A 24,212-nucleotide genomic window follows, 5' to 3' on the forward strand; every position below is an offset into this window, starting at 1 on the left:
GATGGTGCCGGCATCGGGCTCGCCCGTCCTGGGGATTATGCTCTTAAGCCCCTGGCGATGGGCTTTCTTTAACCTTCAAATGCGCATGTACAACCAAAGCGATTCGATGTGTGGAGGCTAAGGCCTCTGCCCAGGGAGCATTTTATGGCTAATCCGAGCGCGGCACAGGAACCGACCATGGAAGAGATCTTGGCGTCGATCCGCCAGATCATTTCCGAGGACGGCGACAAGTCGGAGGCGCGTGCTTCGAGGTCTCTGCGTGTTGCCATCGAGGATGACGAGGCGGAACCCGTTGCGAGTTCGCCTCAGCCTGTCTCCCCGCAACCTGTTGAAGCACCTGCCGCCGCCGAGGCGGAAGCCGTCTCGGAAACGTCTGGCGCCGAGGAAGCGGCGGACGATGACGAGGATGATTTCCCGGATTTCTCCGCCCCATTCGAGACTGCCGTCAGTGTTGAACCTCAGTCGTCGCAGCCTGAGCCGGCGGAGGAGCCTGAGCCGGTTGAGGAGCCGAAGGCTGCCGAACCGGCGATGACGGAAGCCGTGCAGCCTTCCTTTGGCCATCGCGCAGAGCCAGAGACATTCGAGACGGCAAGGCCGGCAGCGAAGGAGCCTAGCTCGATGACGACTTATGATGCGCGTATGCGCGCCGATGATCGGCTCTTGTCTGAGGACGCGGACGAGGCGGTATCCGGTGCCTTCAGTTCGTTGGCGCATACCATTCTGTCGCAGAACGCGCGCACTTTGGAGGATCTCGTTTCCGAGATGCTGCGCCCGATGCTCAAAGAATGGCTCGATGACAATCTGCCCCCGCTTGTGGAGCGGCTCGTCAAAGAAGAGATCGAGCGCGTTTCCCGCGGACGTCGCTGATCAAACCCGTCGCGGCCCTCAGTCGCGGCGACCCTTTTCTTCGCAGCCGTTACGGCTGCTGATCCAGACCGCTTGTTGACAGGCGGCGGGCGCACCAGTTTAACCGCGGCGGTTTCAGCGCCCGCTTCCGGGCCCATGGTGCGTTTCCCTCATGTTAGAAAAGACCTTCGACGCTCAGAACGTCGAACCTCGTATTTCCCAGAAATGGCTTGATGCCGATGCCTTCCGTGCCGGTTCCGGTGCGGAACCCGGCGCAGACACGTTCGCAGTCGTCATCCCGCCGCCGAACGTGACCGGCTCCCTGCACATGGGGCACGCACTCAACAACACGCTGCAAGATGTGCTCGTGCGCTATAACCGCATGCAGGGCAGGGACGTCCTGTGGCAGCCGGGCATGGACCATGCGGGCATCGCCACGCAGATGGTCGTCGAGCGGCAGATGATGCAGCGTCAGGAGCCTGGCCGACGCGATATCGGCCGGGAGGCCTTCGTGGAGAAGGTCTGGACCTGGAAGGCCGAGTCGGGCGGCATGATCCTCAATCAGCTGAAACGGCTCGGGGCCTCCTGTGATTGGTCGCGTGAGCGCTTCACCATGGATGAGGGGCTGTCGGCCGCGGTCATCAAGGTGTTTGTGCAGCTCTACAAGGAAGGGCTGATCTACAAGGACAAGCGCCTCGTCAATTGGGATCCGAAGCTTCTGACGGCGATCTCCGACCTCGAAGTGCAACAGGTCGAGATGAAGGGGCATCTTTGGCACTTCAAATACCCGATCGAGGGCGAGGAAGGCCGATCCATCACCGTCGCCACCACCCGGCCGGAAACCATGCTGGGCGATACGGGTGTGGCTGTGCATCCGGAAGACGAGCGCTACCGCGATCTCATCGGCAAGCACGTGATCCTGCCGCTCGTCGGGCGCAGGATCCCGATCGTGGCGGACGATTATGCCGATCCCGAAGCGGGCTCGGGCGCTGTGAAAATTACCCCGGCCCACGACTTCAACGATTTCGAGGTCGGGCGGCGGAATGACCTCGCTATGGTCAACGTCATGGATGTCGAGGCCAATCTCGTTCTCGATGGCAACGAAGACTTTCTGCGCGACGTGCCGCAGAGCGCCGAGCTCGCCGGGACTGTCGCGGCCCTCCACGGGCTCGATCGCTTCACGGCGCGCGACAAAGTCGTGGCGATGATGGATGTGCTGGGCCTTTTGGAGAAGGTCGAAGAGCACGTCCATGTCGTGCCGCACGGCGATCGCGGCGGTGTGCCGATCGAGCCGTTCCTGACGGACCAGTGGTACGTGGATGCCGCCACTTTGGCGAAGCCTGCCATCGCCTCCGTCCGTGAAGGCCGCACGACCTTCGTTCCGAAGAATTGGGAAAAGACCTATTTCGAGTGGATGGAGAACATCCAGCCCTGGTGCATTTCGCGCCAGCTTTGGTGGGGGCATCGGATTCCGGCCTGGTACGGGCCGGACGGCAAGGTCTTCGTGGAGGCTTCCGAGGAGGAAGCGGAGGCCGCCGCATCGCGTCATTACGGCAGCAAGGTGGAACTCACCCGCGACGAGGATGTGCTCGATACCTGGTTTTCCTCTGCACTTTGGCCGTTTTCGACGCTCGGCTGGCCAGACGAGACGGCTGAGCTCGCCCGCTATTATCCGACGAACGTGCTCGTGACCGGCTTCGACATCATCTTCTTCTGGGTCGCCCGGATGATGATGTTCGGACTGCATTTCATGAAGCAGGAGCCTTTCGCGGACGTCTACATCCACGCCCTCGTGCGCGATGAGCACGGTGCGAAGATGTCGAAGTCGAAAGGCAACGTCATCGATCCGCTCGAACTCATCGAGGAGTTTGGTGCTGATGCGTTGCGTTTCACGCTGGCAGCCATGGCGGCGCAGGGACGTGACATCAAGCTTTCTCCGCAACGTGTTGCAGGATATCGCAATTTCGGCACCAAGCTGTGGAATGCCGCACGCTTCTGTCAGATGAAGGGCTGTCGGCTGGACGCGAATTTCGATCCGGCTGATGCGAAGCTGCCCGTCAATCGCTGGATCCTGACGGAAGCTGCCCGCACTGTCGCCGCGGTCACCGAAGGGATCACCGCCTACCGCTTCAACGAGGCGGCCGACGCGATTTATCACTTCGTCTGGGACACGTTCTGCGACTGGTATCTGGAGCTCATCAAGCCGGTTCTCGAGGGCGACGATGAAGAGGCCGCCGCCGAGACACGGGCGGTCGCCGGCCGTGCTCTCGTCGATATCCTGAAGCTTCTGCATCCCTTCAGCCCATTCATCACCGAGGCGCTTTGGGATGAACTCGGTGGAGGGGAGGCCGGGCTTCTGGCTCTCGCGTCCTGGCCGGAAAGTGTCTTTGACGACAACGCTGCAGCTGACGACATCAACTGGTTGGTTCTGCTCGTGTCGTCAATCCGATCCGTCCGTGCGGAAATGAACGTGCCGGCGGGTGCGCGCACGCCACTCGTCGTCTGTGCGGCCTCGGAGCTGACGCAGGAGCGGCTTGCCCGTCATCAGGCGGCGATCGAACGCCTGGCGCGGGTGGATGCCATCTCGACCGCGCCGGATGTGCCCAAGAACGCGGCGCAGTTTCTCGTCGGTGAGGCGACCTGTGCGTTGCCACTTGAAGGCGTGATCGATTTCGATGCCGAACGCTCCCGCCTTGAGAAAGAGATCAGCAAGGTCGATGGTGAGATCGCACGCCTCGACAAGAAGCTCAGCAACGAGAAATTCGTCGCCCGGGCGCCTGAAGAAGTCGTGGCGGCAGAACGCGAGAAGCGGGCCGAATACGTGGCCGACCGAGAGCGTCTGGCGGCTGCGCTTGGACGGCTGAGCGACACGCACTGACCGGAGCATTTGACGGGGCCGTTGCGGCGGCCCCGTTGCCAATCCCTCTCGACGCCCTTGGCCACCTGCCGAAGCGTTTCTCGTCCTGCTCTCGTTTCGTCACGCGATCCGGCGTCGAGGGCAGGGTGCCGCTGTGGCCATTGCGCAACAGCCGCTTAGCGCAAGAAGCTCAGCCCCTTAGACCCATTAACAAGCGCCACGTTTCAGTCATAAACGAAGCGCAGGCGGAGCTTTATGACGAAGGCTCCACCTGGGGCATAAGTTCATGGGGCGTAGGGGCATGGACGCGAAAAGTTTTGATAAGTCACGTCTGCCAAGCCGCCATGTGACGGAAGGGCCGTCGCGTGCGCCGCATCGCTCTTATTACTATGCGATGGGTCTCGGGGCTGAGGAAATCCATCAGCCCTTCGTGGGTGTGGCGACCTGCTGGAACGAGGCTGCGCCGTGCAACATTGCGCTGTCTCGGCAGGCGCAGGTCGTCAAGAAGGGTGTTGCGTCGGCCAAAGGTACGCCCCGGGAGTTTACCACCATTACCGTGACCGATGGGATTGCCATGGGTCACGCCGGCATGAAGGCTTCCCTCGCGTCGCGCGAGGTGATTGCCGATTCCGTCGAGCTCACTATGCGGGGGCATTGCTACGATGCTCTTATCGGCCTTGCCGGCTGCGATAAATCTTTGCCGGGAATGATGATGGCGATGGTGCGGCTCAACGTGCCGTCGATCTTCATCTATGGCGGCACGATCCTGCCCGGGAGCTTTCGCGGCAAGGAGGTGACCGTCCTCGACGTCTTCGAAGGCGTCGGAAAGCGGCTGAGTGGCGAGTTTTCCGATGAGGATCTTGCCGAGCTGGAATCGGTTGCCTGTCCTTCGGCCGGCGCCTGCGGGGCGCAGTTCACCGCCAACACCATGGCAACGGTTTCCGAAGCGATCGGGCTGGCGCTGCCTTATTCGGCGGGCGCTCCCGCGCCTTACGAATTCCGGGACCGTTTCTGCTATGCGGCCGGCGAGCAGATCATGGAGCTTATCGCTCACCAGATCCGTCCGCGCGATATCGTGACACGTAAGGCTCTGGAGAATGCCGCGACGGTGGTTGCGGCCTCCGGCGGATCCACCAATGCCGGACTGCATCTTCCGGCAATTGCGCATGAATGCGGCATTGATTTCGACCTCTTCGAGGTCGCAAAGATTTTCAAGCGCACGCCTTATATCGCCGACCTCAAACCCGGCGGAAAGTATATCGCCAAGGATATGTTCGAGGCGGGCGGCATCCCGTTGTTGATGAAAACGCTCCTCGATAACGGATTCTTGCACGGGGACTGTATGACAGTCACCGGCCGCACAATTGCCGAAAATCTGGAACATGTTCAGTGGAACGATGAGCAGGACGTGGTTCATCCCGCGAACAAACCGATCAGCCCGACAGGCGGCGTGGTCGGTCTTTCCGGAAATCTCGCCCCTGATGGCGCGATCGTGAAAGTCGCAGGCATGACCAATCTGCGCTTCAAAGGTCCGGCGCGCTGCTTCGATACGGAAGAGGAGTGTTTTGAGGCCGTGCGGAGCAGTCAGTACCGGGAGGGAGACGTTCTGGTGATCCGCTACGAAGGCCCGAAAGGCGGGCCTGGGATGCGTGAAATGCTGTCTACCACCTCTGCCCTCTATGGGCAGGGCATGGGCAGCAAAGTGGCGTTGATCACTGATGGACGCTTCTCCGGCGCGACACGCGGTTTCTGCATCGGCCATGTCGGGCCGGAAGCGGCCGTTGGCGGACCGATCGCTCTCCTTAAGGATGGCGACATTATCGAGATCGATGCTGAGGCCGGTACGATATCGGTCGAGCTCGACGACACGGAATTGGATCGGCGACGCCAGAGGTGGACGCCGCGAGAGACGGATTATCGTTCCGGCGCTTTGTGGAAATACGCGCAGACCGTCGGAGCGGCGCGAAAAGGTGCCGTGACGCATCCGGGCGGCGCGGTGGAAACGGTGTGCTATGCGGATCAGTAGTGTTCTGCCTGCCGCGTGTCTGGCGGTGGCGATGGCGACGCCCGCTTTCGCCTTCGATCCAGATATGTCGGCTCGCGAGGCGTTTCGCGAGGGGTATCTCGCATACAAACAGGGCCATACTGCCGAGGCTCTGGAAGCTTTGTCCTATGCCGCGGACAAAGGACACACCGCCGCGTTGTGGAAGCTCGGGCGTATCTATGCCACGGGCGACGGCGTCAGCGAGGATGACGCGCACGCCTTTCGGATCTTCGCCAAGATCGCCAACGATTATGCCGACGGCAACCCGCGCGGCTCGGATGCGCGCTTCGTATCCGATGCCTTCGTCGCGCTTGCAGGCTATTTTCGCGACGGGATTGTGGGAACGGTCGTCGCCGATGAGGGGAAGGCACGGCGCTTTTATTCCTATGCCGCCTCCTACTTCGCCGATCCGGAGGCACAATTCCAGCTTGGCATGATGTATTTGAACGGCCGCGGCGGCGAGAAGAACGACCGTCAGGCGGCGCGTTGGCTGAAGCTCGCGGCCGATAAGGGACATGCGCAGGCACAGGCTGAATTCGGGCGGCTCCTTTTCGACGGCATCGGCATCCGGCGCAATGCAGTGAAGGGGCTGATGTGGCTCTCGATCGCGCGCAATTCCTACCGTGGCGATGATGCCATTCAATCGCTCCACGAGGAGGCCTTCGCGGCCGCAAGCGAGAACGACCGTCGCACGGCAATGGCTCTGGCGGAGGATTACCTCGCCAAGAGCAAGACGAAATAGCTTTTCTTCGCTCCGCCGTCTCGAGCTCCGTTTCCTCAGATACGTTCATCGACCAACACTGCCGCTGTCCCGTCGACGGCTGTCTCGATAGCACCTTTCTTTCTTTCTCTCTCTCTCTCTGCTGACTGTCTCGTCCACGCCGGCAGCCGGGCCGGACTGAATTCCTTCCTCTGAGTTTCCTCTTTTTGGCATTGGCTTCCTGTCCGTGATCGGGCAAGACTTCGCCATGCGCTTTATGAGGCAAGTGCTTGGTGACAGATTCGTCGGTGGCCTGGTCGCCGCCGTCGTCGCCTATATGCTTCTTTTGCAAGGTGTTTCAGGTGCTTATGCCATCGGCTTCATGGCCGGAGGTAGCGCGACGGTCCTGTGCAATCCGCTCGGATCACCTGACCAGAAGGGACAAGACAAGAGCCACGAAAACGGGGTATGCCCCTGTTGTTCTGCGCTCTGTCATTCCTCGAGCCTTTTGCAGCCCGCGGTGCCGCAAGATGGCACGATCCTCCTTGCAGGCTTCGGGCCATTTCTTGCGGTCGGCCGCGACGTTAGGCGCAGTGCCTCGCATCCGTCCGAGCTGCGTCTTGCAGCCGAAGCCCGAGCGCCACCCGCTCTCTCCAACTGACGCTTTTTTTCTTCCGTCCGACCTCTGTCGACGGTTCTCTTTATGCGCAGATGGAGAAATCGATGCGCCTCGTTACAAAGCTTTTTGCGGCTGCACTCGTCATTGCCGCCACTCCCGCTTTCGCTCACGGATACAAGCTCGGCAACCTTGAGATCGGGCATCCCTGGACACGGGCGACGCCGCCTTCGGCCACCGCCGGTGGCGGGTTTCTGAAGATCACGAATAACGGCGACGAGGACGATCGTCTCGTCTCCGCCTCATCGCCAATCGCCGCCCGGGTGGAACTTCACACCATGGATATGTCGGATGGCGTGATGAAGATGCGCCCGCTTGAAGATGGCATCCCGGTGCCGGCCGGAGCGACGGTCGAACTCAAGCCCGGTAGCCTGCATGTCATGTTCATCGATCTGACCGCTCCCATCGAAGAAGGTGAGAGCGTGCCGGCCACGCTCAATTTCGAGAAGGCGGGTTCGGTCGACGTGGAAATGTCCGCAACGGCCGTCGGCGCTCCCGGCCCGGACGCCAATGGGATGAAGATGGACGGGCACAGTATGGAAATGCCGGAAAACGACAAAGCGCAGTGATGTCGATGCGCAAAATCTGGCTGCTCGTTGCCGGAGTGGTTGCGATCCTGGCAGTTTCGGCGGTCTTTGCCGTTCTGCTAACGCCTCCTGAACGGTTGCAGCAAAGCGTTGGGGTGGCCGCCATCGGCGGCCCCTTCACGCTCGTCGATGAAGAGGGCAGGACGGTTACCGCGGAGGACTTCCGCGGCAAGCCGACGGTGATCTATTTTGGTTTCACCTTCTGCCCCGATGTTTGTCCGACCACGCTTTACGAGCTCTCGGGCCTGATCAAGCGTCTGGGCGATGATGCCGAGAAGCTCAATTTCGTCTTCGTCTCGGTCGACTGGGAGCGAGACGGACCGGAGAAGATGAAGGATTACGTCTCCGCCTTCGATCCGCATATCCGCGGGCTTTCCGGCAACGAGCAGCAGATCGAGGAAATCGCGAAGGCCTACAAGATCTACTACAAGAAGGTGCCGACCGAGGATGGTGACTACACGATCGACCACACCGCTTCCGTCTATCTGATGGATCAGGACGGAAAGTTCGTCGGGACCCTCAATTACGGTGAGGACAGCGACTCGATGTTCGCAAAGCTGAAGCGGCTTGCCGAGAATGCCTGACTTTCAGGTCGGTGCTCAGCTGAGCGCGCTCCACACCGGGACGTGATCTGAGGGTTTTTCCCAGGCGCGCACATGCTTGTCGATGCCGACGCCGGTGAGGCGGTCGGCCGCTTCGGGCGACAGGAGAAGATGGTCGATGCGGATGCCGTTGTTCTTTTGCCAGGCGCCGGCCTGGTAGTCCCAGAACGTGTAGATGTCGCCAGCATCGGCCACCGCACGAAGAGCGTCGGTCAGGCCGCGTGCCGTCAGCTTCCTGTAGGCATTGCGCGATTCGGGCTGGAAGAGGGCATCTTCCGTCCACCGTTCCGGGTGACGGGCGTCGATCGGCTCCGGAATGATGTTGAAATCGCCGGCCAGCACGAAGGGTTCTTCGAGTGCGAGACGCTCCTCAACCCAGGCCTCCAGGCGCTCCATCCAGGCAAGCTTGTAGGAGAACTTCTCCGACCCGAGCGGATTGCCATTCGGCATGTAGGCGGAGACGACACGGACGATACCGTTGTTTTCGTCCGGTACGATCGCCTCCAGGAAGCGGGCCTGGACGTCGTCCTCGTCGCCGGCAAGGCGGGGCGTGACGTCTTCCAGCGGCCGTTTGGACAGAACCGCAACGCCGTTGAAACCCTTCTGCCCATGCGTGGCGACATTGTAGCCGAGCGCTTCGATGGGGTCGCGCGGGAAGGCTTCGTCGACCGATTTGATTTCCTGCAGGCAAACGACGTCCGGGCTCGCTTCCCCGAGCCAAGTGACGAGGCCATCAAGACGCGCTTTCACGCCGTTGATGTTCCAAGTGGCAATCTTCAACGGCCTGTCCGATCTCTGCGCGTTCTTCGTGTCAGATTGAGAAGCTGGTGCCGCAGCCGCACGAGGCGGTAGCATGCGGATTTTTGATCTGGAAGGACTGACCCATCAAATCGTCGACGAAGTCGATCACCGCCCCCTCCATAAAGGGGAGCGACATGGAATCGATCAACACCGTCGCCCCGTCGCGCGAGAGCACGAGATCGTCGTCATCATGCGTGTCCTTGACGAGATCGTAACGGTACTGAAAGCCTGAACAGCCGCCGCCCTCGACGGAAATCCGCAGTGCCGTCTCCTCGGGCTCGCCGGAGAGAATCTTGGCGATGCGCTTTGCCGCACGATCCGTCAAAACAACCGCCGTCTCCGGGGCTTGTTCGGTCTTAGGGTCGTTGATCGTCGAGGCTTCGGTCATGGTGACCACCTTGCTCATCTCAATGCATCGTAGCTAAGAAGCACGGTCCCGCAAGTCAATCGCAGCAAGCTCATGAGTGCGAGCCTTCCTCGTCATCTCCTAAGACACGGCGCCCGTTGGAAAGCTCCCTACGCCACAGCTCCGGAAGAGGGGGGCGGCCGTGTGCATGAGGAGACGGAGGATCCGCTGCGCTCTCCGTTCCAGCGCGACCGGGACCGGATTGTGCATTGCACCGCGTTCAGGCGTCTGAAGCACAAGACACAGGTCTTCATCCGGCCGGAAGGGGATCATTTCCGAACGCGGCTGACGCATTCTTTGGAGGTCGCGCAGGTCGCGCGTTCGATTGCGCGCCCGCTCGGTCTCGACGAGGATTTGACGGAGACGATCGCGCTTGCGCACGACCTCGGGCACACGCCGTTCGGCCATGCCGGCGAGCGGGCTTTGTGTGCGGCGCTCAGCGAATATGGCGGCTTTGATCATAACCTGCAGAGCCTGCGCGTCGTCACGCGGCTGGAGCGGCGCTACGCGCGTTATGACGGCCTCAATCTTTCGCGCGCCTCTCTGGAGGGGCTCGTCAAGCACAACGGGCCGCTGAAAGGGAAGGCTTCGGCTCTCTCTCCGGTGGTGGTGGAGCTCAATGAGGCGCTCGATCTCGATCTGGAGAATTACGCGGGTGCGGAAGCGCAGATTGCCGCGATCTCCGACGATATCGCCTATGATGCGCACGATATCGATGACGGATTGCGCTCCGGCCTCCTGCATTCGGAAGATCTCGTTGAAGTTCCGCTGACGGCGCGCATCATCGCCGAGCTCGACCGGACGTTCCCCGCTCTGGAGCGCTCCCGATTTGCAGCCGAGCTGACGAGACGGCTGATCACCGTGATGATCACCGATGTGCTCGTCGAAACGGCCAGGCGGCTCGAGGAAAGAGGTGTGGCGTCAGCGCGCGCGATCACCCAGGCAGGGGAGCCGACGGTCGGCTTTTCTGAGAACCTGGCGCGCGAGGAGAAGGAGCTGAAAGGCTTTCTTTTTTCGCGGCTTTATCGCCATCAGAGTGTTATGCGGGCAGCCCATGCCGGTGAGGCGATCGTTACGGATCTCTTCAAACGCCTGCAGTCGGAGCCTGAGCTCTTGCCAGAGGTGTGGCAGGTGGAGCTCGACATCGCTGACGAACGAAGGCGGGCACGCCGTGCGGCCGATTATATCGCCGGGATGAGCGATGGCTTTGCCGTTGCCGAGCATCGGCGCCTGTTTGACCACACCCCCGATCTCGGCTAGGGGCCAAGCCTATCGAACGGTATGCCGCGTAGACGGCAACGGATATTCCAAAATGAACCTTTTTGATGATTTTGCGGAGCGGGTCCGGGCCGCTATCGCCCGGGTCGTAACGGAAGGCGAGATCGCGCCGGAGCTTCTTGCGCGGGTGGTGGTCGAGCCGCCGCGCGATGCCGCGCATGGCGACCTTGCCACCAACGCTGCGCTCGTGCTCGCGAAACCTCTGGCGATGAAGCCGCGCGATCTTGCGACCCGGCTTGGTGCGGAACTCTCCCAGCACGAAGACGTGGATGCCGTGGAGATCGCCGGCCCTGGCTTCCTCAATCTGCGTTTGGCGCAATCCTTCTGGGCGCGGGAACTCGCAGCCATCCTGAAAGCCGGCGACCGTTATGGCTACGTGCAGCCGGGGCAGGGTGCGGCCGTCAACATCGAATACGTCTCGGCCAACCCAACCGGGCCGCTGCATGTCGGCCATTGCCGCGGCGCCGTCGTCGGTGATGCGATCGCAAACCTTCTGGCGGCCTCCGGTCAGGCGGTGTCTCGGGAATACTACATCAACGATGCCGGCTCGCAGGTCGACCAGCTCGCGCGCTCGGTGCATCTGCGCTACCGCGAAGCGCTTGGCGAGACGGTTGGCGAGATCCCGAAGGGCCTTTATCCAGGAGATTATCTCGTTCCCGTCGGCAAGGCGCTTGCCGAAAAATACGGTGACGCGCTGCGGGACCAGGACGAAGGCGAGTGGCTTCCGCTGGTGCGCGACTTCGCCATCGCTGCGATGATGGAGAATATCCGCGAGGATCTCGCCAGCCTCAATATCCGTCACGATGTCTTCTTCTCCGAGCGCTCACTGATCGCGAACGGCCGTGACCGGGTGGCGGAACTCATTGGGTGGCTTGAAGAGCGCGATCTCGTTTACTGGGGAACGCTGCCTCCGCCCAAAGGTCAGGAGAACGATGACGAAGACTGGGACGAGCGCGAGCAGCTTCTCTTTCGGGCGACGTTGTTCGGTGATGATGTCGACCGGCCGCTGAAGAAGGCGGACGGCAGCTATACCTATTTCGCGTCCGACATTGCCTATCACTTCGACAAGTTCGAACGCGGCTTCGCTCATATGATCGATGTCTGGGGTGCCGATCACGGCGGCTACGTCAAGCGTATGACGGCCGCGGTTAAAGCCATTTCTGAAGGCAAGGGCGAGCTTGAGGTTCAGCTGTCGCAGCTCGTTCGGCTCTTTCGCGCAGGAGAGCCCGTCAGAATGTCGAAGCGGGCCGGCGATCTCGTGACGCTCGCCGACGTTGTCGACGAGGTGGGCCGTGACGCGGTTCGCTTCATGATGCTGACGCGCAAGGCCGATGCGCCGCTCGACTTCGATTTTCAGACCGTGACCGAGCAGTCGAAGGACAATCCGGTCTTCTATGTGCAGTATGCGCATGCGCGTACGGCCTCCGTGCGGCGGCAATTTGCGCAGGAAATGCCGGAGGTTAACGAGACCGCCGGAGAACTCGCCTCAATCGAACGACTTCTCCGGCTGGAGGATCCGGGCGAGCTTCAGCTCATCAAACATCTCTGTGACTGGCCACGTATCGTGCAGCTTGCAGCCCAGAGCAGAGAGCCGCATCGGATTGCGTATTATCTCTACGATCTAGCGAATTCCTTTCATGTTCACTGGAACAAGGGCAAGGAGTCGCCGCAATTACGCTTCATTAAGCCTGATGATGTAGAGATATCAAAAGCGAGGCTTGGCTTGGTGGATGCTGTTGGCATGGTGATCCGAGCGGGCTTGTCGGTGCTTGGGGTCGAGGCGCCCAAGGAGATGCGCTGAATCTCAGGGGCGCCCGGCGTTACCAGAACAACGCGTAAGGTTTGCCGATGGCGGATGAACGTCCGAAAACCTCCTACTCACATCACGGACCCGGCGGTGGACCTGCCGGCCCGGAGGAGGAAGATCCGCTCGTCGAGCTGGCGCGTATCGTCAGCGAAGACAGCTCCTATTATCGCCCGTCGCCCCGTGCCGAGGCTGCTCCTGCGAGGCGGGAGCCCGAGGTGGATGCGTTCTCGTCTGAGCTCGAGGCCGAGCTCATGCGGGAGTTCGAGCAGTCGAACCGTCCGCGCCAGCCCGAGACGCGCACGCCGGAGACCTACACGCGCGCAGAGCCCCGTTTTGCGCCTGCACCTCCCCAGGAGCCAGAAGCGGATGCGTCTTGGCAGAGTTATGAGCCGCGCGCCGAGCATCCGCTTGCATCCCTGGTGACACGGTTCCCGAGTGGTCCTGCCGCAGAGGAGGGGTATGACGACTCGCGGTCCGCCTCCGAGGATCGTTATGCATCCTCTGAGCCCTATGGCGCGCATGAAGATCCGCGTCAGTCGCCGGGTTATGAAGAGCCCTCGCAGGAGCCTTATGACCCTCCCGAGGGCGCTTACGCCGAATCCCACCGTGATGCGGCTCGAGATTTCGCCCATTGGATGGAGCACGAACTCCCGGGTGAGCTCGCGGCCCAATCTGTGAGGCAAGAGCCGTCGTGGACGGAGCCTGAGCAAGGCGGCGCCGATTATCGGTCGGCGGAGCGATCAGATTCTTTGGTGGGTGAGCGGGGCCCGCAGGCGCGCGATCCGTACGTCCCGCACGTTCAATCGGGCGCCCCGCGAGCGGAAGGTGACTGGCCCGCAAGCGATGATCTTGCCGACACGCCCGAGCCGAGCCCCGAAGAATTTCCCTTCCTGGTCGACAGTGACCCGCTCGTCAGTCGCGCCGACGGTGATCCCGACGGTCAGATCCGTATGGATGACGAAGGCGGTGAACGCAAAGGACGCCGCAAAGGATTGATGGTGCTTGCGGGGGTGTTGGGTGTCGTCGTGATCGGCGGCGGTGTCATCGCCATGCTCGGTGGAGGTGACGGCGATTCGGATGGTTCCGTCCCTGTCATCACCGCGGATGGGGGCGATGTAAAAGTCGCCGTCGAAAGCCCAGGCGACAACAAAGACAACGAGGTCGGCCAGGCCGTGTTCGACCGCGTCTCCGGTCGCAGTCCCGAGACGGATGAGAAACTCGTTGATCGCAACGAGGAGCCGCGCGAAATCGCTCGCATCGTGTTGCCGAATGCGCAGGACGGCGAGACCGCCGACGGTGCGGCCGCGACGGGCGATGACGAAGGCAAGATCTCGGCGCGCATTTCGGACGATACGGCTCAGCCATTGGTGGGGCCGCAGGTCACGCCGATCGGGCCGAAGAAGGTTCGCACTTTGACGGTCCGTCCAGACGGCACGATCGTGGAGAATGCTCCCAGCGCCGGGGCCGCGACGTCGCAAGAGCCGACGGAGCTTGCAGGCCCTGCGCCGGCGACAGATCCGGAGCCCGTTCAGGTGCAGAGCGTGCGCGTGCAGCCCGAAGATGGGGGCATGCCTGCTGATGCGACGGCCGGAAACGACGCGCAAGCGTCCGCGGAACCGAACGGACTGGGCGAAACGCCGACCTCTGCCGAAACTCCGAGTTTCGACATTGCGAGCCTTCCGCAGGCACGACCGACGGTGCCGGATCTCGTCGCGCCATCTCCCAGTGCGGCGCAGACCGCTCCGCAGCCCACGGCTTCTGCCGCGGCTTTGACCGCATCTGCTCCGGCTTCGAATGCCTCAGAGCCGCAGGTCGCTTCCACGGCGCCCGCCGGCTGGGCGGTTCAGGTCAGCTCCCAGCGTTCGGAAGAGCAGGCAAGATCGTCCTATAGCAATCTGCAGCGTCGATTCCCGTCGCTTCTCGGAGGGCAGGAGGCAATGATCCTGCAGGCCGATCTCGGCGACAAGGGCATCTATTACCGCGTTCGGGTCGGACCGATGGCCTCGCGCGAAGCGGCAATCTCGTTGTGCGAGAATCTGCAGAGCGCAGGCGGCAGTTGCTTCGTAACGCAGTAGAACTCCACGCAGGATATTGATCTGAATGATGGCGAAGGCCTTCGCTTGTGGCCTCGCCGGGCTCACGCTCGGCGAGGAAGAACGCGCGTTTTTGCGCGATGAAAAACCCTGGGGCGTGATTCTTTTTGCCCGCAATATTCAAGATGCGGAACAGATCCGACGTCTGACGGACAGCGTATGCGAGGCGCTCGAGCGTCCCGACGCTGCTATCCTTATCGATCAGGAAGGTGGTCGAGTGCAGCGCATCCGCCCACCGGTGGTGCGGTCGTACCCGCCAGCGGCGCGCTTCGGGGATATCTACAAGAAAGATCCCGTTTCCGGCATTGAGGCGGCACAGCTTGCCGCAAAGCTGATGGCGCTCGACCTCATTGAGCTCGGCATCAATGTGGACTGCCTTCCGGTCCTCGATGTGCCGGAGCCGGGCAGCCACGATATTATCGGCGACCGCGCTTACGGTGACACGGTGGAAATGGTGGTGACGCTCGGCGGTGCCGTCATGGCCGGACTGAGTGCCGGTGGCGTGACCCCGGTGATTAAGCATTTGCCTGGGCACGGTCGCGCGGCTTCCGACAGCCATGAGGAGCTTCCCGTCGTCGATGCGGATTTGGCGGCGCTCGAAGCCGTTGATTTCGCGCCGTTTCGGATGCTGGCCGGGCGTGCGTCCCTCGGCATCGTGGCGCATGTCGTCTATTCGGCAGTGGACGACGCACAGCCGGCCACGCATTCATCGACAATCATCGCTAACATCATTCGGGAGCGAATCGGGTTTGATGGTCTGCTGATGACGGACGACATCTCCATGAAGGCGCTGAGCGGCAGTCCGGCCGAACGCTCAAGGCGTGCGATTTCCGCAGGCTGTGACATCGTCCTTCACTGCAATGGCGAGATGGAAGAGATGCGCGACGTGGCGAATTCCGTTCCGGAGCTTTCCGGCGATGCGCTTACGCGCGCCGAGAAGTCACTTGTTGGCTGCGTAGCCGACGAGGTCGGAAATCGAGCCTTCTTGCACGAGCGGTTGTCGCAGTTATTAGGGTCGGACAGGGTGTGTGAATGAGCGTTGCGGCGGATGCCTTCGAGGAAGATACCCCCGTCGACGAAGCCGACGTGCTGCTTGTCGACGTCGATGGATTTGAAGGCCCGCTCGACCTGCTCCTTGCTCTCGCGCGCAGTCAGAAGGTCGATCTGACCAAAATCTCCGTTCTGGCGTTGGCCGAGCAGTATCTCTCCTTCATCGATCATGCGCGGAAGCTGCATTTGCAGATCGCCGCCGACTACCTCGTGATGGCGGCCTGGCTTGCTTATCTCAAGTCGCGGCTTCTCCTGCCTGATCCGGAACCGATGGAAGAGCCGTCGGGTGAGGAAATGGCGGCGAGGCTCGCTTTTCGACTGAAGCGCCTGCAGGCGATGCGCGAGGCGGCCGAGATGCTCTCGGAGCGCGACAAGCTCGGTTCCGGCTTCTTCGAACGTGGCATGCCGGAAGCCATCGCGAGCGACCGAACGATGCGATGGGGGGCGGAGCTCTACGACCTTTTGCAGGCTTATTCGGCTTTGCGTGCGCGTCAGTTTGCGAGCTTCGTCAAGGTGAAGAAGCGCAAAGTCATCGGTCTGCAGGAGGCGCGCGATCGCCTTATGCGCCTGATCGGCGAAGACGCGACCTGGATGCCGATGGACACGTATCTGACTGAGTTTTTGGCGAAGCCGGAACTGCGGGCGACTGCACGGGCGAGCGCGCTTTCGGCAAGCCTTGAACTGGTGCGAGAGGGCAAGCTGGAATTGACGCAGTCGTCCAATTTCGCACCTCTCTATGTGCGGCGGAGGTCAGTTTCGCTGGAGGCGAAGCGTGCCTGATCTTTTTGCCAGCGGCAGCAATGTCACCAGTCTGTCGCCGGAGGATCGCCGGCTGCATTTGCGTATGCTCGAAGCAATGCTGTTCGCCTCGGCGAAGCCCATGAGCGAGGCGGAACTCGCTGCCAAGATGCCGGAGGGCGTTACGGTCGACGTGCTCCTGCACGAATTGCAGACCGCTTATGCGAGCCGGGGCGTCAATCTCAGGCGCATCGGCGATTGCTGGGCATTCCGCACCGCGAGCGATCTCGGCTTTCTTCTGCAGGAGCACAAGGTCGAGGAGCGCAAGCTCTCTCGGGCCGCGATGGAGACGCTCGCTATCATCGCCTATCACCAGCCCGTCACGCGTGCGGAGATCGAGGAAGTGAGGGGTGTTTCGACCTCCAAGGGCACTCTCGATGTGCTTCTCGAGACGGGTTGGGTGCGGCCGCGGGGGCGTCGGCGTTCGCCCGGCCGTCCTTTGACCTTCGGGACGACGAGCGATTTCCTCGATCATTTCGGGCTTGCGGCGATCGGCGATCTGCCCGGTCTCGTCGATCTGAAGGCGGCCGGGCTTCTCAACGCCAACATTCCGCCGGGCTTCGAAGCTCCTCCCGCCTTTGGGAGCGACGAGCTGCGGGATGACGAAGAGCCCTTGGATCGCGACTGAGGAATTGATACGCCACCCCAACGCCCACGGGAATCCGCGTATTTTTCAGGAGCTCCCGATCTGCGGCAAAACGTCTGCTGTCCCGACCTCAATCGCACCGCTCTTGTGGACGCGCGTCGTTTGCCCAGGCGGACCCGACGGAAGGGTTCGCCCGATAGGACTGCGCAGAATTCGATGTGGCTTTGAATGATCGGGCCACCTATATCACTCCAAGACTGTTTGGAGGAAACGCCGGTCACCCGACCTGAATGCCCCCACCATTCTGGCGCGACGGGGCGGGGGATCGGAGAAGAGTGCGAGTTGATGCGAATCCGACGATTTGCAATAGTCCCGCGACCGGCCGTGGCGAGTTTTGAAAGGTTTATCCTATGTCGATAGGCTTCTGGCAGATCGTTATCATCGCGATCATCATCGTGCTCCTGTTCGGGCGCGGAAAGATCTCTGACCTGATGGGTGATGTCGCCAAAGGCATCAAGAGCTTCAAGACTGGCTTGCAGGAGGACGATGACACCACGTCGACCACGCAGTCCAGGACCATCGAGCACAATGACCCGGCCAGCGTTGAGCCGGCGGAGAAGAAGAACAAGGTCGGCTAACGTCATCGGCCACGGCAACCCGACACAATCTATGTTTGAGCTCGGCCATGTTTGATATCGGCTGGACCGAACTGGTGGTGATCGCCGGTGTGGCGATTATCGTCGTGGGGCCGAAGGATCTGCCTGGTATGCTGCGCACCTTCGGCAAGACGATGGGCCAGATCCGTCGTACGGCGAACGATTTCAAGCGCCAGTTCGACGATGCTCTGAAAGAGGCCGAGCGACAGGCCGGCCTGGATGAGACCCGCCAGTCGCTGCAGTCGATTTCCAAGTTGGACCCGCTTGCCGGCGTCAAGAAGGACGTCGAGGCTGCCGCCAACCGGCCGAGCCAGAAGCCGGCGCCGGAGACGGTGCCGTCAGCGCTCGTGGCAGCGGAGGATTCTCCTTCCGTGTCAGCCGAGCCTGTGACGGACAAGAACGACGAGACGTCACCGGCGGAAGAGCAGGCGCAAGACGTGGCATCGAGCAAAGATGACGGGGTGGCCGAAGAAGCCGCCGGCAACAGAGGCGGAAGCCCGCGTACGAGCGACGCAGCATGAGCGACGACGATATCGAAGCCTCACGGGCGCCGCTGATCGAGCATCTGATCGAACTGCGCCAGCGTCTTCTGCGCGCCCTGATCGCGATCGCCATCGCCTTCGTGGTCTGCTTCTATTTCGCCGACCAGATCTTCAATCTCCTGATTGTTCCCTATGAGCGGGCGGCTGGCGCCGACCGCAGCATCCGGTTGATTTTCACGGCCCCGCAGGAATATTTTTTCACGCAGATGAAGCTCGCCTTCTTCGGCGCGCTTTTCCTGGCCTTCCCGGTCATCGCCAATCAGATTTACAAATTCGTGGCGCCCGGGCTCTACAAGCATGAACGGCAGGCGTTTTACCCCTATCTGATCGCCACGCCGATCCTCTTCATCATCGGAGCGGCGCTCGTTTATTTCGTGGTGATGCCGCTTGCGCTCGCCTTCTTCTTGTCGATGGAACAGACGGGTGGCGAAGGCCGCGCATCGATCGAGCTTCTACCGAAGGTGAACGAGTATCTCAGCCTCATCATGACGCTGATCTTCGCCTTTGGCCTCGTGTTTCAGCTTCCGGTCATCCTGACGCTCCTCGGCCGCGTCGGGATCGTCGATGCGGCGCTCCTCAAAGCCAAGCGCAAATACGCCATCATGATCGCCTTCATCCTCGCGGCGATCCTCACGCCGCCTGATCCGATCAGCCAGATCGGTCTCGCGTTGCCGACAATTCTTCTCTACGAAATCTCCATCTACGCTGTTCGGCGGGTCGAGCTGAAAAACGCTGCAAGGGCCGATGAAGCTGCGACATAGTCAGGCCAACTTGGGCTGTGGCGGCTGATGTCATTCGGATCGGCGGATCTTCTTCAAAGCGAGACTTGACCGCGGCCGTCGTTGCGTTACGCCCTGCGGCGATAAACAAGCACGCGGAGTCGCCGCAAGGCGTCCAGCAGAGGTTCGCGAAAGATGCTCGACATCACATGGATTCGCCAAGATCCGCAGGCGCTCGACCGCGCTCTTGCTGATCGAGGGGCGGCACCGGCCGCTCAACGCCTGATCGATCTCGATGATGAGCGGCGCGCCCATATCCGGCAATTGCAGGAGGCGCAGAACGCACGCAACCAGGCTTCGAAGCAGATCGGCAAGGCGAAGGCTTCCGGCGACGAGGCCGCAGCACAAAACCTCATCGACGAGGTTGCCAAGTTGAAGAGTGCCATCCAGGAGGGCGAGGCCCAGGAACGGTCGCTGGAGGAGGCGTTGCGGACGGCACTTGCCGAAATCCCGAACGTCCCCTTGCCCGACGTGCCGGTGGGGCCCGATGAAGCGGCCAATGTGGAGCTGCGGCTCTTCGGCGATCCGATGTTGAGCGATAGCGCGCCGGAGCATTTTGAGATCGGCGAGGCCCTGGGCCTGATGGATTTCGAAAGTGCGGCGAAACTCTCTGGTTCACGTTTCGTGGTGCTGAAGGGCCAGCTTGCGCGCCTTGAGCGGGCGCTCGGCCAGTTCATGCTCGATCTTCACACGACCGAGCACGGCTATACGGAGGTCGCGCCGCCGATCCTGGTGCGGGACGATGCGCTTTTCGGCACCGCACAGCTTCCGAAGTTTGCTGAGGATTCCTACGCGACCGCGGCGGTCGATGACGATGAGGCCTCGGCCGCGCGTCTCTGGCTCATTCCGACGGCGGAAGTGCCGCTCACCAATCTCGTGCGTGAGACGATCCTGGACGAAGCGGAACTGCCGCTGCGCTTCACGGCGCTGACGCCCTGTTTCAGATCGGAAGCGGGCTCGGCCGGGCGCGATACGCGCGGCATGCTGCGGCAGCATCAGTTCAACAAGGTGGAGCTCGTCTCCATCACCAGTCAGCAGGCAAGCCTTGAAGAGCATGAACGGATGACGGCTTGCGCCGAAACCGTGCTCAAGAAGCTCGGATTGCCGTATCGCGTCGTCGTCCTATCGACAGGTGATATGGGGTTCGCCGCGCGTCGGACCTATGACATCGAAGTCTGGCTGCCGGGGCAGGGAGCCTACCGGGAAATCTCTTCATGTTCCGTCTGTGGGGACTTCCAGGCGCGGCGAATGAACGCCCGTTATCGGGCCGAGGGCGAAAAGCAGCCACGTTTCGTGCACACCTTGAACGGTTCTGGTGTGGCGGTCGGACGCGCGCTGATTGCCGTCATGGAGAATTACCGCAACGATGACGGTTCGATCACCGTACCGGACGTGCTGCGGCGCTATATGGGCGGCATGGAGCGGATCGGCGCATGAAGATTCTCGTCACCAACGATGATGGAATTTTTGCTCCCGGCCTGAAGGTCGCGGAGGAGATCGCGCGTTCGCTTTCGGACGATGTGTGGGTGGTTGCGCCGGAGACGGATCAGTCGGGCGTGGCTCATGCGTTGACGTTGAGCGACCCTCTGCGGTTGCGAGAGATCGACGATCGCCATTTCGCCGTTCGGGGAACCCCGACGGATTGCGTGATCATGGCCTTGAAGATCGTCATCGGCGAAAAACCGGACTTGGTGATCTCTGGTGTAAACCGGGGACAGAATATTGCCGACGACGTGAGTTATTCCGGGACGGTTGCCGGTGCGATCGAAGGGACGATCCTGGGGATCCGATCCTTCGCTTTGTCGCAGGCCTTCGGGGCGGACACGGTCGATGATCCGAGATGGGATTGCGCTCGCGCTCATGCTCCTGGAATCATCTCGCGCGTGCTCGATCTGCAGCTGCCGCCAGGCGTTCTCGTCAATGTCAATTTCCCCAACCGCGCGGCCGACGACGTCTCGGGCGTTCTCCTCACGCGCCAGGGCAAGCGTGCCGCCGACTGGATGCGTATCGATGAACGTCGCGATGGGCGCGGGCGGCCGTATTTCTGGATCGCCTTCAAGCACTCGAAGATGGATCCGCCTCCGGAGACGGATCTGGCTGCGCTCGCGCAGGGCTATATCTCGGTGACACCCTTGTCGCTCGACATGACCGATGAACCTGCGCGCCAGGAGCTTGCGCGCCATTTCTCTGCTCCGAGCGGGGCAAAACGGGCGTCTTCGTGAGCGACGAACCTGTCGTCGAACCTGATCCGGAGGCCCGCATTCGGCTGGCGAGCCTCATTCTGAGGTTGCGCGAACTCGGTCTTTCAGACCGGAAAGTGCTCGGGGCGATCGAGACGGTGCCGCGCGAGGCATTCGTTCCGTATGTGTATCGAGAAGATGCCTATCTCGATCGCGCCCTGCCGATCGAATGCGGGCAGACCATCAGCGCGCCATCGGTGGTGGCGATGATGACGGCGGCGCTCGAGCTCGAACCGCGCCACCATGTTCTCGAAATCGGTACCGGCTCGGGATACCAGGCCGCCATTCTCGCGAGGTTGTCTCGTCGGGTCACGACCCTCGAGCGCTATCGGACGCTGTTGGAGCTGGCGCAGACGCGCTGGGACCTTCTCGGCATTACCAATATCGCCGGCATCGTCGCAGACGGGTCAAAGGGATGGCAGACGCAGGCCCCCTTCGATCGGATCCTGGTGACGGCGGCGGCGGCCGTTGCCCCCGCCAAACTCGTCGCGCAGCTCGTCGACGGCGGCATTCTCGTTGCGCCTGTCGGCCCGGTCGATGCCGTGCAGCGCCTCACGCTCTTTCGCAAAGAGGGCACGCGGGTGGACACCCGCGATCTCGGCGCCGTCCGTTTCGTGCCGCTGATTGAAGGCATCGCCCGCAATCTTTGATTTTCGCTTCGTTTTGCCGGCGTCCCTTAACGCCTTTTCAATGTTAATGCTTTTACATCACGTCAGCATCCCCAATGCCTGCGTGAGTTTGTTCGATGAGGTCATACCGTCAGTCTGCCAGCTTCTGGTTCACCCGCATTAGTGCGCTTGCCCTGCTTGCCGGGCTAGGTGCCGGGTGCAGCGCCGATGCCATACGTCTGACTGAGCCCATCTACACCGGCTCTACGGCGAATCAGCAGCAAACGATTACCGCCCAGGCGAATGCCTATCAGGCGCCGCAACAGATCGCGGCTCCATCGCCGGCGGTCCAGTCTCGCCAATTGCCGCCGCCCTCCGGCGGTTATCAGACGGCCTACAATTATCCGGGCTCGGCCGGGGCGCAGCAGAGCTACTCGCGTGCGCCGACGAGCTCCCCGCAACAGCAGGCGGCTGCTCCGAAACCCTATACGCCGCCGGAGCCTTACGCGCCGAGCGGTATGCCAAAGCCGCTCGGAAAGCTGACTGTTGATTCGCAGGGGACGCCTCAGCCGCGCCGAGCCGAGCCCGCCGTTGCTCGAACCGAAGCGGCAACGCCGCAGTCGCGCCAGCAGAGCAATGTTGCTTCGAGCGGGGGATATACCGTCCGTTCCGGTGATTCGCTGTGGAGCATCGCGCATGCCCATGGTGTCACGACGAGCGAACTTGCGTCTGCCAACAACATTCAAGGTGGCAACATCCGCCCCGGTCAGACGCTAAGAATTCCGTCCGGCGGTGGGACGCAGGTCGCGCGGGTCGATCCCGGTGACGGAACGATGTCGGATGCCCAGCCGGAAGCCACGCCCGAGGTGCGGCCTGAAAAGACCCCGGTGAGCTATACGCCGCCGTCCGCTGAGCCCAAGCAGGAAAGCGCCGCTCCGGCGGCCGATACCACGGCGAAGTCCGGAGGCTCAGGCTTCCGCTGGCCGGTGCACGGACGCATCATTGCCGAGTTCGGCAGCAAGCCGAACGGCGAACGCAACGACGGCATCAATCTCGCCGTGCCAGAGGGCACAGCCGTGAAGGCCGCCGAAGACGGCACTGTGATCTATGCCGGCAACGAGCTGAAGAGCTACGGCAACCTGATACTCGTGCGGCATGAGGGCGGTTGGGTTTCGGCCTACGCCCACAACAGCGAGCTGCTGGTGAAACGCGGCGAGAAAATCCGGCGCGGTCAGATCATCGCGAAGTCCGGAATGAGCGGCAACGTGACTTCGCCGCAGGTGCATTTCGAACTCCGCAAGGGAGCTACCCCGGTCAACCCGGTCGGACATATGGCGTCCGCTTAAGCGGATGCCTTCCGGGCTCAATCTCGGGTCAGTCATCCGAGCGACTGACCCGTTCGGCCTGCGAGATCCTGGATGAATTGCCAGGCGACTCTACCGGAGCGACTGCCGCGCGTGGTCGCCCATTCCAGGGCTTGAGGACGCCATTCCTCTTCCGCCGTATCAATGGCGAAATGCGCCACATACGCGCGCACCATTGCCAGATATTGCGTCTGGTCGCAGTGGTGGAAGCCGAGCCACAGGCCGAATCGGTCTGAAAGCGACACCTTTTCCTGGACCGCCTCTGAGGGATTGATGGCCGTCGAATGCTCGTTCTCGATCATGTCGCGAGGGAGCAGGTGGCGGCGATTGGACGTGGCGTAGAAAATCACGTTGCGCGGCCGGCCCTCGACGCCGCCTTCAAGTGCGGCCTTCAAGGATTTGTAGGACGTGTCGTCCGCGTCGAAGGACAAGTCGTCGCAGAAAAAGATGAAACGCTCCGACCGCTCGCGGATGGTGTTCATCAAATCGGGCAGCGTGTCGATATCCTCGCGATGGATTTCGACGAGCTTCAGCGGCGTCTCGGGCGCTTCGGCGGCGACCTGCGCGTGAACCGATTTCACCAGCGAGGATTTTCCCATTCCGCGAGCGCCCCAAAGTAGGGCGTTGTTGGCCGCATAGCCCTTGGCGAAGTGCCGCGTGTTCTCCAGAAGCGTGTCGCGGGACCGGTCTATGCCCTGCAAAAGCTCGATTTCCAGGCGGTTGACGTGCTTCACCGGGATGAGGCGAGGCGGTTCCGGATCCCACACATAGGCGTCCGCGGAGAGATCGAGCGGAGGAGCTAGGGGCGGGGCAAGGCGCTCGAGAGCACCGGCAATCCGTTCAAGGAGCGGAATGAGGTTTTGCGTTTGGTCTTGAGTCACTTGGGTTCACG

22 protein-coding genes are annotated in these 24,212 nt (G+C 61.8%); 19 read left to right on the forward strand and 3 right to left on the reverse strand.

Annotated elements, in window-relative coordinates; all coding sequences use genetic code 11:
* Positions 1–177: 177 nt before the first annotated feature.
* From J2R99_RS14600 to J2R99_RS14625, 6 genes are all read left to right on the forward strand, one after another.
* Positions 178–867 carry a PopZ family protein gene (locus tag J2R99_RS14600; RefSeq protein WP_307155133.1) on the forward strand — a complete coding sequence of 230 codons (690 nt, stop codon included), beginning with the start codon at positions 178–180 and terminating at the stop codon, positions 865–867.
* Positions 868–1,018: 151 nt separating this feature from the next.
* A complete protein-coding gene (locus tag J2R99_RS14605) occupies positions 1,019–3,724 on the forward strand; it encodes a valine--tRNA ligase (protein WP_307155134.1) in 2,706 nt (901 codons plus the stop codon).
* Positions 3,725–4,004: 280 nt separating this feature from the next.
* Entirely contained in the window at positions 4,005–5,729 is a 1,725-nt protein-coding gene (gene ilvD / locus J2R99_RS14610) for a dihydroxy-acid dehydratase (RefSeq protein WP_307155135.1), read from the forward strand.
* Positions 5,716–6,489: a tetratricopeptide repeat protein gene (locus tag J2R99_RS14615; RefSeq protein ID WP_307155136.1), complete on the forward strand. Its 774-nt coding sequence runs from the start codon at positions 5,716–5,718 to the stop codon at positions 6,487–6,489. The genes ilvD and J2R99_RS14615 overlap by 14 nt, the downstream gene beginning before the upstream one ends.
* 681 nt (positions 6,490–7,170) lie before the next feature.
* Positions 7,171–7,692 (forward strand): copper chaperone PCu(A)C, encoded by a 522-nt coding sequence (locus tag J2R99_RS14620; protein WP_307155137.1) that lies wholly within the window; start codon positions 7,171–7,173, stop codon positions 7,690–7,692.
* On the forward strand, positions 7,692–8,294 hold the full coding sequence (locus tag J2R99_RS14625) for an SCO family protein (RefSeq protein ID WP_307155138.1): 603 nt from the start codon (positions 7,692–7,694) through the stop codon (positions 8,292–8,294). Before J2R99_RS14620 ends, J2R99_RS14625 begins: the two co-directional genes overlap by 1 nt.
* 15 nt (positions 8,295–8,309) lie before the next feature.
* On the opposite strand, the gene xth is transcribed toward J2R99_RS14625, so the two are convergent.
* Together xth and erpA are read right to left on the reverse strand one after the other, a co-directional pair.
* Positions 8,310–9,092, reverse strand: a complete 783-nt coding sequence (xth, locus tag J2R99_RS14630; RefSeq protein ID WP_307155139.1) for an exodeoxyribonuclease III — start codon at positions 9,090–9,092, stop codon at positions 8,310–8,312.
* 31 nt (positions 9,093–9,123) lie between these two features.
* Positions 9,124–9,501 (reverse strand): iron-sulfur cluster insertion protein ErpA, encoded by a 378-nt coding sequence (erpA, locus tag J2R99_RS14635; protein ID WP_307155730.1) that lies wholly within the window; start codon positions 9,499–9,501, stop codon positions 9,124–9,126.
* A 72-nt stretch (positions 9,502–9,573) separates the two neighbouring features.
* Between erpA and J2R99_RS14640 the strand changes: the two genes are divergently transcribed.
* From J2R99_RS14640 to J2R99_RS14700, 13 genes are all read left to right on the forward strand, one after another.
* On the forward strand, positions 9,574–10,779 hold the full coding sequence (locus tag J2R99_RS14640; RefSeq protein WP_307155140.1) for a deoxyguanosinetriphosphate triphosphohydrolase: 1,206 nt from the start codon (positions 9,574–9,576) through the stop codon (positions 10,777–10,779).
* Between the two features lie 52 nt (positions 10,780–10,831).
* Entirely contained in the window at positions 10,832–12,598 is a 1,767-nt protein-coding gene (argS, locus tag J2R99_RS14645; protein WP_307155141.1) for an arginine--tRNA ligase, read from the forward strand.
* A 47-nt stretch (positions 12,599–12,645) separates the two neighbouring features.
* Entirely contained in the window at positions 12,646–14,679 is a 2,034-nt protein-coding gene (locus tag J2R99_RS14650) for an SPOR domain-containing protein (protein ID WP_307155142.1), read from the forward strand.
* Between the two features lie 25 nt (positions 14,680–14,704).
* Positions 14,705–15,733 carry a beta-N-acetylhexosaminidase gene (gene nagZ / locus J2R99_RS14655; protein WP_307155143.1) on the forward strand — a complete coding sequence of 343 codons (1,029 nt, stop codon included), beginning with the start codon at positions 14,705–14,707 and terminating at the stop codon, positions 15,731–15,733.
* The gene (locus tag J2R99_RS14660; protein ID WP_307155144.1) at positions 15,730–16,527 is read left to right on the forward strand and encodes a segregation and condensation protein A; all 798 of its coding nucleotides are present in this window, start codon (positions 15,730–15,732) and stop codon (positions 16,525–16,527) included. Before nagZ ends, J2R99_RS14660 begins: the two co-directional genes overlap by 4 nt.
* Complete coding sequence (gene scpB, locus J2R99_RS14665) at positions 16,520–17,173, forward strand: SMC-Scp complex subunit ScpB (protein WP_307155145.1); 654 nt, start codon at positions 16,520–16,522, stop codon at positions 17,171–17,173. The genes J2R99_RS14660 and scpB overlap by 8 nt, the downstream gene beginning before the upstream one ends.
* 368 nt (positions 17,174–17,541) lie before the next feature.
* Positions 17,542–17,769, forward strand: a complete 228-nt coding sequence (locus J2R99_RS14670; protein WP_307155146.1) for a twin-arginine translocase TatA/TatE family subunit — start codon at positions 17,542–17,544, stop codon at positions 17,767–17,769.
* A 47-nt stretch (positions 17,770–17,816) separates the two neighbouring features.
* The gene (gene tatB / locus J2R99_RS14675; protein ID WP_307155147.1) at positions 17,817–18,308 is read left to right on the forward strand and encodes a Sec-independent protein translocase protein TatB; all 492 of its coding nucleotides are present in this window, start codon (positions 17,817–17,819) and stop codon (positions 18,306–18,308) included.
* On the forward strand, positions 18,305–19,090 hold the full coding sequence (gene tatC, locus J2R99_RS14680) for a twin-arginine translocase subunit TatC (protein WP_307155148.1): 786 nt from the start codon (positions 18,305–18,307) through the stop codon (positions 19,088–19,090). Before tatB ends, tatC begins: the two co-directional genes overlap by 4 nt.
* A gap of 153 nt (positions 19,091–19,243) precedes the next feature.
* Positions 19,244–20,545, forward strand: a complete 1,302-nt coding sequence (gene serS, locus J2R99_RS14685) for a serine--tRNA ligase (protein WP_307155149.1) — start codon at positions 19,244–19,246, stop codon at positions 20,543–20,545.
* Positions 20,542–21,330 carry a 5'/3'-nucleotidase SurE gene (surE, locus tag J2R99_RS14690; RefSeq protein WP_307155150.1) on the forward strand — a complete coding sequence of 263 codons (789 nt, stop codon included), beginning with the start codon at positions 20,542–20,544 and terminating at the stop codon, positions 21,328–21,330. The genes serS and surE overlap by 4 nt, the downstream gene beginning before the upstream one ends.
* On the forward strand, positions 21,327–21,998 hold the full coding sequence (locus J2R99_RS14695) for a protein-L-isoaspartate(D-aspartate) O-methyltransferase (RefSeq protein WP_307155151.1): 672 nt from the start codon (positions 21,327–21,329) through the stop codon (positions 21,996–21,998). Before surE ends, J2R99_RS14695 begins: the two co-directional genes overlap by 4 nt.
* 95 nt (positions 21,999–22,093) lie before the next feature.
* Positions 22,094–23,302 (forward strand): peptidoglycan DD-metalloendopeptidase family protein, encoded by a 1,209-nt coding sequence (locus tag J2R99_RS14700; protein ID WP_307155152.1) that lies wholly within the window; start codon positions 22,094–22,096, stop codon positions 23,300–23,302.
* Positions 23,303–23,334: 32 nt separating this feature from the next.
* Here J2R99_RS14700 and J2R99_RS14705 read toward each other — a convergent pair whose 3' ends face one another.
* Positions 23,335–24,201 carry an ATP-binding protein gene (locus tag J2R99_RS14705; protein ID WP_307155153.1) on the reverse strand — a complete coding sequence of 289 codons (867 nt, stop codon included), beginning with the start codon at positions 24,199–24,201 and terminating at the stop codon, positions 23,335–23,337.
* Between the last annotated feature and the right edge of the window lie 11 nt (positions 24,202–24,212).

It is taken from the genome of Rhodopseudomonas julia (genome assembly GCF_030813515.1).
Taxonomy (GTDB): domain Bacteria; phylum Pseudomonadota; class Alphaproteobacteria; order Rhizobiales; family Afifellaceae; genus Afifella; species Afifella julia.